11 protein-coding genes are annotated in these 12,022 nt (G+C 34.1%); 1 reads left to right on the forward strand and 10 read right to left on the reverse strand.

Annotation, left to right across the window (positions count from 1 at the left end; translation table 11 throughout):
* The 6 genes from P8H68_RS08320 to P8H68_RS08345 form a co-directional block, all read right to left on the reverse strand.
* A partial coding sequence (locus tag P8H68_RS08320; RefSeq protein WP_300323391.1) for a GH3 auxin-responsive promoter family protein occupies window positions 1-1,424 on the reverse strand: 1,424 nt, incomplete at its 3' end.
* Window positions 1,425-2,882 carry a peptidoglycan DD-metalloendopeptidase family protein gene (locus P8H68_RS08325; protein WP_300323394.1) on the reverse strand — a complete coding sequence of 486 codons (1,458 nt, stop codon included), beginning with the start codon at window positions 2,880-2,882 and terminating at the stop codon, window positions 1,425-1,427. It lies immediately after the preceding gene.
* Window positions 2,883-2,919: 37 nt separating this feature from the next.
* The gene (gene nadD / locus P8H68_RS08330; protein WP_300323397.1) at window positions 2,920-3,498 is read right to left on the reverse strand and encodes a nicotinate (nicotinamide) nucleotide adenylyltransferase; all 579 of its coding nucleotides are present in this window, start codon (window positions 3,496-3,498) and stop codon (window positions 2,920-2,922) included.
* A gap of 5 nt (window positions 3,499-3,503) precedes the next feature.
* Window positions 3,504-4,076: a guanylate kinase gene (gene gmk, locus P8H68_RS08335; protein WP_300323400.1), complete on the reverse strand. Its 573-nt coding sequence runs from the start codon at window positions 4,074-4,076 to the stop codon at window positions 3,504-3,506.
* A gap of 23 nt (window positions 4,077-4,099) precedes the next feature.
* Window positions 4,100-4,957: a DUF1732 domain-containing protein gene (locus P8H68_RS08340; protein WP_300323403.1), complete on the reverse strand. Its 858-nt coding sequence runs from the start codon at window positions 4,955-4,957 to the stop codon at window positions 4,100-4,102.
* A 103-nt stretch (window positions 4,958-5,060) separates the two neighbouring features.
* Entirely contained in the window at window positions 5,061-5,960 is a 900-nt protein-coding gene (locus tag P8H68_RS08345) for a DMT family transporter (RefSeq protein ID WP_300323406.1), read from the reverse strand.
* Window positions 5,961-6,067: 107 nt separating this feature from the next.
* Here P8H68_RS08345 and P8H68_RS08350 point away from each other — a divergent pair, with 107 nt between their 5' ends.
* Window positions 6,068-7,099: a glycosyltransferase family 9 protein gene (locus P8H68_RS08350; protein ID WP_300323409.1), complete on the forward strand. Its 1,032-nt coding sequence runs from the start codon at window positions 6,068-6,070 to the stop codon at window positions 7,097-7,099.
* A 4-nt stretch (window positions 7,100-7,103) separates the two neighbouring features.
* On the opposite strand, the gene P8H68_RS08355 is transcribed toward P8H68_RS08350, so the two are convergent.
* From P8H68_RS08355 to ileS, 4 genes are all read right to left on the reverse strand, one after another.
* On the reverse strand, window positions 7,104-8,498 hold the full coding sequence (locus tag P8H68_RS08355) for a hypothetical protein (protein WP_300323412.1): 1,395 nt from the start codon (window positions 8,496-8,498) through the stop codon (window positions 7,104-7,106).
* Window positions 8,499-8,598: 100 nt separating this feature from the next.
* Entirely contained in the window at window positions 8,599-9,189 is a 591-nt protein-coding gene (locus P8H68_RS08360; RefSeq protein ID WP_300323415.1) for a lipoprotein signal peptidase, read from the reverse strand.
* Window positions 9,190-9,267: 78 nt separating this feature from the next.
* Window positions 9,268-9,651 carry a TraR/DksA C4-type zinc finger protein gene (locus P8H68_RS08365; protein ID WP_300323418.1) on the reverse strand — a complete coding sequence of 128 codons (384 nt, stop codon included), beginning with the start codon at window positions 9,649-9,651 and terminating at the stop codon, window positions 9,268-9,270.
* 4 nt (window positions 9,652-9,655) lie between these two features.
* A partial coding sequence (ileS, locus tag P8H68_RS08370; protein WP_300323421.1) for an isoleucine--tRNA ligase occupies window positions 9,656-12,022 on the reverse strand: 2,367 nt, incomplete at its 5' end.

Consider the following 12,022-nt stretch of genomic DNA (forward strand, 5'->3'; position numbering starts at 1 on the left):
CCACCAAATTTCCCAATGGATTTCATATACTCATGAAAACCACCTTTTTTAACCTTGCTTATTTCCAAAGGTCGTAACACCTTTCCTTCAATCAAGTCAAAATAATAAATATTTTGAGACTGCATAGACGAATCTATTTTGTCGGCAAAAACCTTTAAATCCTTCGGAGCATTTTCAAACTCAATAAACCACTGGTGGTATGGAAGTCCGCTTTCTGGAGTTACTTGCGGTGCCACAGTAAATTCACTGATATTCACTTCTGTTCCTTCCATTGCATCTCTTAAGGCTTGCTCAACCTCTTTACCGATAACATGCTCACCAAAGGCAGAAATAAAATGCTTGATACGTCCTGTTACTCGAATTCTATATGGTTCTAAGGTTGTAAACTCAATCGTATCACCAATATTATAACCCCACAAACCTGCAGAAGTATTCAAAATAATTACATAATTAACTCCTAATTCGACATCTTTGATAGAAAGACGAGTTGGGTTTTCATTAAAAAACTCGTCTGCAGGAATAAACTCATAAAACATTCCACTGTCCAACTGCAACAACATTCCTTTATGTACTTGACTATCTTGGTAGGCAATAAAACCTTCCGATGCTGGGTATAATTCTATATAATCAATATTTTTCCCTATTAAGGCTTCAAACTTATTTTTATAAGGCTCAAAATTTACTCCACCATAGATGAAAAAATTAAAATTTGGAAACAATTCAGAAACTGTTTTACCTGATCTCTCTTTTAGTTTTTCAAAATACATTTGAACCCAAGATGGAATCCCACTGATGACAGTCATATCTTCATTGATTGTTTCATCTACCACTGCCTCAACTTTTGTATCCCAATCTTCAATGCAATTTGTTTCCCAACTTGGCAGTCTGTTCTTTTGCAAGTATTTTGGCACATAATGGGCAACAATTCCACTCAATCTTCCCAAACTAACGCCATTTTTATCCTCTAAAATGGGGCTTCCTTGAAGAAACATCATTTTTCCATCTACAAACGAAGCATCATTAGTTTGCGCAATATAATGCAACAAAGCATTCCTCGCCGCCTTGATATGCGTTGGCATAGATTCTTTGGTAAGCGGAATATATTTAGCTCCAGAAGTAGTTCCAGATGTTTTTGCAAAATACAATGGCTTTCCTTTCCATAATACATCGCTTTCTCCCTCAACTACACGATCTACATAAGAACGTAATCCTTCATAATCTACGACAGGAACATTCGCCTTAAAGTCTTCGTACGTTTTGATCGTATCAAAATTATGATCCTTACCAAATGCAGTATGTTTTGCTTCAGAAATTAAATTCTGAAGTACTTTTTCCTGAGTTTCGATGGGTTTTTTCGCCCATTTATACACTCTCTTCTCTATGAATTTTGCAAACGGAATTGCAAATGCTGCTTTTATACTCATTTATTCGAATTCAATAAAATTTATTGGGTTCACGGAATACCCTTGATACCACATTTCAAAATGCAAATGCGGTCCTGTGCTATATTCTCCGCTTGACCCTGCCATAGAAATCACCTCTCCAGATTTCACCAAATCTCCTTGATCCCTATACAATACCTCATTATGCTTGTAAACAGATATATATTTGTTCGCATGTTCTATAATCACCACATATCCTGTCTCAACTGTCCATTCCGCAAAAAGTACTGTACCATCGGCAACCGCCTTTACACCAGTACCCTTGGTCACTGCCACATCTACTGCAAAATGTTTGTCTTTTACACTATAACCATCGGTTACTATTCCTTTTACGGGAGCAAAAAAAACGACTTCGTCTGTTTTACTAGTTTCAAAATCAAACAAACTATATCTGTCTTCTCTTTCTACATCTTCTCTAAAAATAGAATCTTTAGAGGATCTCACCAATAATTTTTCTGCAGATTCATCTACCTCTTTGAAAGGTTTTTCGTTAGCTATTTCACCTATCTTTTTTTGTCTCTGTTCTAAAACCTGAAAAGTCAAACTATCAATAATTGCATCTTTTTCAAACAACGAAGCATTTAAAGTGGTCAGCTCCTTTTGATGTGATGCCAATAATTTTCCTTCGTTTTCTTTGTATTCCTTTTGCAGCAACTCTTTTACTTCTTTTCTAGCCTTCTCAGAATTTTTGTTTTGAAGCGCCAAGGATGCCTGTTTTTCTTTGGAAAGAGACTGCATATTGTGTTTGGACTCAATATCCTTTAAAGCTATTTGTTTTTTCAATTCCGAATTTTCTTTGGTAAAGGAAAGAATATTCAATTTCAATTGCTGTAAAGAATCTTCCTGCCTTTCAATAGTGGAAACAAACTCCACTTTTAATTGATCCAAATTCTTTTTATTCAAATCTTGCAAAGAACCTTCTGTCTCTTGATGCTTTTTTTGTAATAAATCTGTTTGATTCTTATAAAAGGCTTTATAAGTACTATCCATTTCCTTTTTAACCTTTGCGATAAGGGCAGCAATAGAATCATTTCTAACTGGAAACTTAAGAACTTTACTCTCATCAACCGCCACATTTTTATAAGGAAGGGTCACATCCACAAGTGTATCTTTTCCAATCAATATTGGACGTATCGCAGCTGTAAATTTTGTGAGTATATCTACCTCTGATTGTAATGAATCTACTTTATAAAATAATGAAGTTGCTTGCTTTTTTAAAGCTGTGGAAGAGTACCCCGGTATGTATTCTTTTATAGGCGTAAAGGCAATAATAATTACCGTAATTCCAACTAAAATAATACTGAAAATCCCACCAAAAACAAACACATTCAAACGTGTTAATTTAAACGAAAACCTCTCTTCAAAAGAAGCCTCATTTAAAACCACAAGCCTAAACTTTTTGGTTAGTTTTTTCTTTAAATTATTCTTTGTCGTCTTCATTTAGTTCCACAAATATACTAAGTATGGCCCTCAAAATTTATTTTTTATAAAAATTCATTCGCTCTACATACTCCCATACTTTTGGTGGTAATAATGGCTTTACATTTTTACCTGATTTTATTGATTTTCTTATATGGGTTGATGAAATCTCAACAATAGGAGCGTCTATTTTATGTACCCTTCCATTTGCAAATGAAACTTCTTTCTTTTGTTCGTAAACTCTAGGGTATACATATATATTATGATTATTCACAATCTCTTCATAATTTTTCCATTTATGAAGATTCTGTAAGTTATCCTCTCCCATGATCAAACTAAATTGATATTTAGGATACTTTTCTTGAATGTGAACTAACGTATTGATAGTATAAGAAGGCTGTGGCAACTGAAACTCAATATCCGTTGGTTTGATTTTAGGATACTCCTCAGCTGCTTGATACACCATCTCATATCTTTGATAATTATCTAACAAAGTGGCTTTCTTCTTAAAAGGGTTATGGGGCGTTACTACCATCCAAACCTCATCTAAATCAGAATTTTCAACCATATGATTCGCTATAATCAAATGCCCTACATGGATAGGGTTAAACGTTCCAAAATACAAACCGATATTCATGGCTCTTATTTTTGAATAAAATTATTCACAAGATTGAAAGCGTCTTTTTTAGCAACCTCTAAATCATCATTAATTAAAATCACATCAAAATCTTTAGCATAGCTAATTTCTTTCTCTGCTTTTGCTACACGCTCCAATATTTTTTCTTCACTATCTGTTTGACGCAAACGCAAACGCTTTTCCATTTCTTCTACAGAAGGTGGTTTTACAAAAACTGCCAACGTTTCTTCAGGAAATTGTTTTTTAATATTCAAACCTCCAATAACATCTATATCAAAAACCACATGTTTTCCCATACTCCAAATTCTATCCAATTCAGATTTTAAGGTTCCATAACAATTATCAGTATACACCTCTTCCCATTCTAAAAAGGCATCAGCTTCAGCTTTCTTTTTAAATTCCTCTGGACTTAAAAAATAATAATCTTTACCCTGTTCTTCTTGCCCTCTAGCTTGTCTTGAAGTAGCAGAAATAGAAAAATCTAAACCTAATGCTTTCTCGGTTAACAAATGTCTTACGATGGTAGTTTTACCAGACCCAGAAGGAGCTGAAAAAACAATCAATTTTCCTTTTGCCATTATTCTTTACTTATCCGTTTGAATTATAAAATATTCAATACTTGTTCTTTAATTTTCTCCAATTCATTCTTCATCTGAACCACTACTTGTTGCATGGTTGCGTAATTAGATTTAGAACCTGTTGTGTTTATTTCTCGTCCTATTTCTTGAACAATAAAACCTAACTTTTTACCATCAGACTTTTCATTATTCAACTCTTCTAGAAAATATTCTAAGTGATTTGCCAAACGAACTTTCTCTTCATTGATGTCTAATTTTTCTAGATAATAAATAAGTTCTTGCTCAAATCTATTTTCATCTATCGTTACACTCAGTTCATCAATAGCTTTTCTCAAACGCTGTTTTACGTGATCCAATCTTTCCTCATCTAATCTTTCGATTTCTTCTAAAGCAACTTGAATATTTTTGATACGCTCTCTAAAATCTGCCTCTAAAGAATGAGCCTCATCCTTTCTATATTGAACTATTTCAGCTATTGCGGTATCAATCCCAGAAGAAATTTGTTCCCATTCCGTTTCATCAATCTCTTCTCGAACAGACTGCAATGCATCTGGCAATCGCATAGCAATTTCTAAAAATTGAATATCTGTCCCTTCAGACAATTCCTTTAATTCCTTAACGTATTTACCAACTACCTGCTTATTAATAACTGTTTGAGTCTCCTCTCCTGTCATTTCCACATAAATTGAAAAATCCACCTTTCCTCTTACCAAACTAGAAGCAAGTTGCTTACGAATCCCTAGCTCCTTTTCTCTGTAATAAGAAGGCATTCTGGTATTTAAGTCTAAATTTTTACTGTTTAGAGATTTTACTTCAATTGTTATTTTTTTGGTTGGTAACTGCAAAATAGCCTTACCATACCCAGTCATGGATTGTATCATCTATTGAATCTAAAAATTATGCAAATTTACTGATTTTAAACTAGACTACCCCTTACGATTTTCTAAGATATCTAACCGATGGCATATTAAAACAAACAGGACATTATTTCCCTAAAGAAGCCTTTTTTACTGGTTTTGTAACCAAATAAACCCCTAAACAAATCAGCAAAGTGGTAGAAACCTTTACAACAGACAAAGAATCACTACCAACATATAAGGCATACATGGAAGCAAATACAGGATGTAAATAAACAAATACACTAACCGTAGTGGGCTTTAACTTTGTCAATGCGAATAAATTGAATAAATAATTAAAAAACGTTGTAAAAACTACAATAAAAAACAACTCAAAATAAATATGTCGTGGCATTGACACCCAGTCTATGATCACCAATTCACTGTACGCAAAAGGTAAAACTATTGGAATACTTATGGTATACATCCATTTGATAATATGAATTGGATTGTATTTTTCCAATAATTTTTTAACCACCACCAAATACAAACCATAAAAAGCTGCATTTAAAAACACATAAAAATTCCCAATTACCGAACCTGCTCCTCCTTCTAAATCTTGCTTATAAGTAATTAAAATAAAAGCACCGAGCAAACCGATTATCAATCCGATAATTCTAGATTTGACTAATTTTTCCTTTAATAAAATAACGGAAAAAACAAACACCATCAAAGGCGTTCCCACCGCTATCGCAGAGGCCACTATCGGCAACGCAGTATTTAACCCCTTATAAAAAAACAACATATTCACACTTGTCCCCAACAAGGCACAAACAGCCAGTCTAGGATAATCTTGTCTTTCTATTTTTTTCGATTTAATAAACAAACCAAATAACCAAAACAACAAAGTAGAACCAATAACCCTAAAAAAGATCAAAGCATAAGGCATTACAAAATCTGGCATTACATCTTTCGCAACAGTATAAGACACACCATAAATAACAGCAGTTGAAAAAGCGGCAAGTAAGGCTATGTTCCTTAAATTCATCAGACATAATTTGAACTGCAAAGATGCGGTATTTTTTTATCTCACAATGACAGAATCTACTATTCTTTCATTCAAATAATGTACATTTACCCAAGAAAATTTTCCGTATGAAAAATCAAAAACACATCTTGGTCATTCGTCTATCAGCTATGGGAGATGTGGCGATGACAGCTGTTGTTATCAAAGCCTTTGTAGCACAAAATCCAGATACAAAAATCACTATGCTTTCTAGAGCATTTTTAAAACCCATTTTTGAAGACATTCCGAATGTTAATTTTTATGCTGCAGACACTAAAGGAAAACACAAAGGAATTCTAGGAATCTATAAACTTTATAAGGAATTAAAAACCTTGAATATTGACGCTGTAGCAGATCTTCATAATGTCATGAGGTCCAAACTTTTGAACTTCTTTTTTGAAAAAACGCCTTCTGCAACTTTAGACAAAGGCAGAGCAGAAAAAAAAGCATTGGTAGCCATCGAAAATAAAGTATTCAAACAACTTAAAAACACCCATGAGCGTTATGCCGATGTTTTTCGTGAATTAGGGTACACTATCGACTTATCAAAACTTACGTTTGCCCCAGCTAAAACCCTCAACCAAAACTTAGTTAAAATTATTGGGAATACCGAAAACAAACTAATTGGAATTGCTCCTTTTGCTCAACATAAAAGCAAATGGTATCCTTTAGATTTAATGGAGAAAATTATTGAGACATTATCGGAAAACCAAAACACAAAAATCCTTTTATTCGGTGGAGGTGAAGAGGAAGTTTCTCAACTCAATATAATTGCATCCAAGAGCAAGAATACTGTTTGCATTGCAGGAAAAATAAGACTAAAAGAAGAATTATTACTCATATCCAACTTAGACTGTATGCTAAGCATGGATTCAGGAAATGGACATTTCTCTGCCTTATATGGAGTCCCAACAATAACACTTTGGGGAGGAACACACCCCTATGCCGGATTTAGACCCTTTCATCAACCAAAAGAAAATTCTTTTACACCTAACTTAAAAAAGTATCCTCATATCCCTTATTCTGTTTACGGAAACAAAATGCTTGAGGGATATGAGGATGCTATGAGAACTATTGAACCTAAATCAGTTTCCAATAGAGTTCTCGAAATTATCAACTAACTATTTACTCATCAGTATTTTTATAATCCGTTATTGTTACGTCCAAAGAAAACTCACTTATAACACCTGAGGATGAGTTTAAATAAGTATAAATTTTACTAGAAATATAATAGTAAATATCATATACTTGATAGTAATCATAACCTCTCTCTTCATAACTATCAAATTTAAGTTCTATTTTATCTCCATTATCAAAAATCATCGATAAGACACCTTCAGCCTTTACATAAGTATAAAGATTATCAAACTTGGCACTCATATATTGATCCACCAAAAAAGGAGGTAAGTTTCTAACATGATACTCCGTCCTGTAATCATCACCTTCGAATTTAGCTGATTTATGAGTATCAATGACTGGCTCTCCATTACCGATTGAAATAGATGTGAAAATACTGCAAACACTATTTCCTTCTTCAGCAGTTTTATCAATTAAAATACCTTCTTGTTTGTTCCCTATAAACTTACCTAAATACACATCCGTAGGCAATGATAATTTATAGCCTATCTCCTCTGATTCTATCATTGTAACCATTTTAGATAAGTAAACTGGAACCCCGGTAGACATTGAAGTAGAATGTCCAAATCCATAAATGTTACTTTCATCCACAAAAGATGCGGTACCTGTTGCGTAAAAATTCACATAGGTTCCCTGCAGTTCAATTAAGGAGATTGAATTTCCTGGTATAACTTCTTCTTGACTCGTTGACTTCACAGAAAGTACATTTTTTCCGCTTATAGAATTCTGTTCTTCTATCTTTGCTTTTTTATAAGCATCAAACCTCCCGATGCTATCCTTAGATATATACGACATGAACTCTTCGTTACTCAAGCCGGATACAGAATAACTTAAATTTAATTTGTTGAAATTTGACTTTTCGGAGGAAGTTTGAACTGAACCAACGCCCTGAACATCTTCAATAGCACGAGCAGCAAATTGATGATTAGCAAACGGAAAACCATAACATAAAATTGCGATTACTTTTCCATTTTTATCTAACACCGGAGAACCACTATCTCCTTGACCTACTACTAATCCGTTGATAGTTTTACAGAAAACCAATCGCTCTCCATTAGACTCGTAAACACCATCAAATAAGATATCGTACTCATCTACTCGAACACCGTCTCGGTTAATTCTTAACTTTAACGAATCCCCTTTCACAAAGGTATCCTCAACATTATTAAAAGAAATAATTTCAGATGGATTGGAGGTTATATTTACCTGAGAAGGTTGGGCCTCCAGAGACCCTGTAATAGTAACAATCCTTTCTTCAACTACCTTTTGAATATCCGCAGCAGTATCAGCTTCAGAACATGATACAAAAACTGACACAAAAATTAACAAGATAGTTTTGGGCAATAGTTTTCCATTACAGAAAATAACATTCATTTTTTTCATAGCTTTTTTTTGCCAAAAATAGCAAAAAAACACCAAGAGCCCTTGTTATTATTCTAACAAAGATTAAAACAACAATTAATTAACCTTGAAGAAGGATTTATTATTCCTTAGGAAATATTTTATTTCCAAAAACAATCAAGATTCCGACACCTATAGTAATAGCAGAATCAGCTATATTAAAAATAGCATTAAAAAAAGTAAAATTTTGTCCTCCAAACTTTGGAATCCAATTTGGCAACACACCATGCCACATTGGGAAATATAGCATATCTACTACCTTCCCGTGGAAAACAGTTCCGTAAGGTTCAGACGAAAACAACGTGGCTATTTGATAATTAGAGTGATCAAAAACAACACCATAAAACACAGAATCGAGTATATTTCCTAAAGCTCCAGAAAAAATCAAAGCAATGGATATCACTAGTAGTTGATGTCCCTTTTTTTGAACTGTTGAATACAACCAATACCCAATTCCTACAATGGCACACAAACGAAATAAAGTCAGAGCTAACTTCCCTGTTTTACCACCAATTTCAGCACCCCATGCCGCTCCGTTGTTTTCAATAAAATGAATTCGAAACCAATCAAAGACATACACTTCTTCGCCCAACATAAAATTAGTTTTGATCCAAATTTTACTGATTTGATCAATGGCTAAAACGGCGATTATTATTAAAATTGCTTTTTTCAAAATAGGATCTCTTTTACACAAAACAACTTCTTTATAATAAAATAAAGAAGTTGTTTCTTATATAATTTGAACGAAAAATTAAGATTGTTTCTTTTTCGCTTCAATACTTAATGTTGCATGAGGAACTAATTTCAAACGTTCTTTTTGAATTAATTTTCCAGTTTCTCTACAAACACCATATGTTTTATTTTCGATACGCAACAAAGCGTTTTTCAAATCGCGAATAAATTTCTCTTGACGAATTGCCAATTGAACATTTGCTTCTTTCGCCATTGTTTCAGCACCTTCTTCAAAAGCTTTGAATGTTGGAGACGTATCGTCTGTTCCATTCGCGCTATCATTTTTATAAGCTGCATTCAAAATATCTAAATCTTCTTGCGCTCTTTGAATCTTTTTTAAAATGATTTCTTTGAATTCATTTAAATCACTTTCTCCGTATTGGGGTCTTACGTTTTCTTCCATAGTTTTAGTTTTTACTTATTAGAAGCTTACTTTTTATATCATCAAACTCCACCTCTACACCGTTGGAAATTGATGCTGTAAACTCTAAAGAGTCTGTTAGCGTTTCTGTTTTGATATAGGCTTCGTTTTCTAATACTGCTTCTTTCAAAATAGCATTGTCTTCAATTGTCAACTGTATCTTATCCGTAACCTCAAAACCAGAGTCTTTACGAATATTTTGGATACGATTGATCAATTCTCTAGCGACTCCCTCTTTTCTAAGTTGCTCATTTATAGTAACATCCAAAGCAACTGTTAAACCTGCTTGATTTGCTACCAACCAACCTTCGATATCTTGAGAAGAAATCTCCACTTCATCAGTCGTTAAATCTACAAATTTTCCATTTATTTCTAAAGAAATTTTTCCATCTTTTTCTAAGGCAGCAATATCATCTTGTGTGAATTTCTGCACAGCCGCTCCAACAAATCGCATCTCCTTACCATATTTAGGTCCTAAGACTTTAAAATTTGGTTTGATGTTTTTTACCAAAATACCAGAGGCATCATCTATCAACTCAATTTCTTTTACGTTCACCTCTGATATAATAAGATCTTGAATCGCCAAAATATCTTCACGATCTCTTTCATCCAAAATAGGAATCATAACTCGCTGCAATGGCTGTCTTACCTTGATCATTTCTTTTTTACGCAGCGACAATACCATTGATGATATTTGCTGTGCTTTTTGCATTTTACGCTCCAAAGAAACATCAATACAACTTGCATCAGCTACAGGGAATTCCTCTAAATGGATTGACTCTTGTGCATCCCCCTCTACTGCATTTGTTAAATCTTTATAAAGATTATCCATAAAGAAAGGTGCTATTGGAGCTCCTAACTTAGCAACCGTTACCATACAAGTATATAATGTTTGGTAAGCCGAAATTTTATCCTGTTCGTACTCTCCTTTCCAAAATCGTCTTCTACACAAACGCACATACCAGTTACTCAAATTTTCAGTAACAAACTCCTGTATCGCTCTCGCCGCTTTAGTTGGTTCGTATTCTTCGTAGAATTTATCAACTCTACTAATCAAAGTATTTAGTTCAGAAAGCACCCATCTATCAATCTCTGGTCTTTCAGAAATCTCAATATCTGCTTCTGCATAACTAAAGTTATCTAGGTTTGCGTATAAAGAAAAGAAAGAATACGTGTTGTATAAAGTTCCGAAGAATTTTCTTCTCACCTCATCAACTCCGTCTAAATCAAACTTTAAGTTATCCCAAGGATTGGCATTTGCAATCATGTACCAACGCGTAGCATCAGGTCCAAACTTGTCCATTGTAGCAAAAGGATCAATTCCATTCCCTAAACGTTTCGACATTTTTTTACCATGTTTGTCTAAAACCAATCCGTTAGACACCACATTTTTATAGGCTACAGAATCAAACACCATAGAACTAATAGCATGTAAAGTATAGAACCAACCACGCGTTTGATCTACTCCTTCCGCAATAAAATCGGCAGGATAAAATTTATTATCATCGATCAATTCTTTATTCTCAAAAGGATAGTGCCATTGCGCATAAGGCATTGATCCAGAATCAAACCAAACATCAATCAAATCAGATTCACGTTTCATTGGTTTTCCTGAAGCAGAAACCAACGTAATTTGATCTACAATATTTTTATGTAAATCGATATTGTCATAGTTCTCATCAGACATATCTCCTACAACGAAATCAGCAAAGATATCTTTTGACTCTACTCCTGCTGCAATTGCTTTCGCAATCTCAGCTTTCAATTCCTCCACAGAACCAATTAAAATTTCTTCCGTACCGTCATCTGTTCTCCAGATTGGCAATGGAATTCCCCAATAACGAGAACGAGATAAATTCCAGTCATTGGCATTTTTCAACCAGTTCCCGAAACGCCCTTCACCTGTAGATTTAGGCTTCCAGTTGATTGTCTCATTCAAATCGAACATTACATCTCTTTTCTCGGTTACTTTTACAAACCAAGAATCCAATGGATAATATAAAATTGGCTTATCTGTTCTCCAACAATGTGGATAACTATGCTTATATTTTTCTACGTTAAATGCTTTATTCTCTTCCTTCAACTGAATAGCTATCTCCACATCAACAGATCTATCTGGAGCTTCGCCATCGTTATAGTATTCGTTTTTCACATATTTCCCTGCATATGGACCTACATGCGAAGTGAATTTTCCTTGTAAATCTACCAATGGAATAGGGTTGTCGTTTTCATCCAACACCAACATTGGCGGTACTTCTGGTGTAGCTTGTTTTGCTACCAAGGCATCATCCGCTCCAAAAGTAGGTGCTGTATGTACTATACCAGTACCATCTTCAGTAGTTACAAAATCACC

The organism is Flavicella sp., from assembly GCF_029238425.1.
GTDB lineage: Bacteria > Bacteroidota > Bacteroidia > Flavobacteriales > Flavobacteriaceae > Flavicella.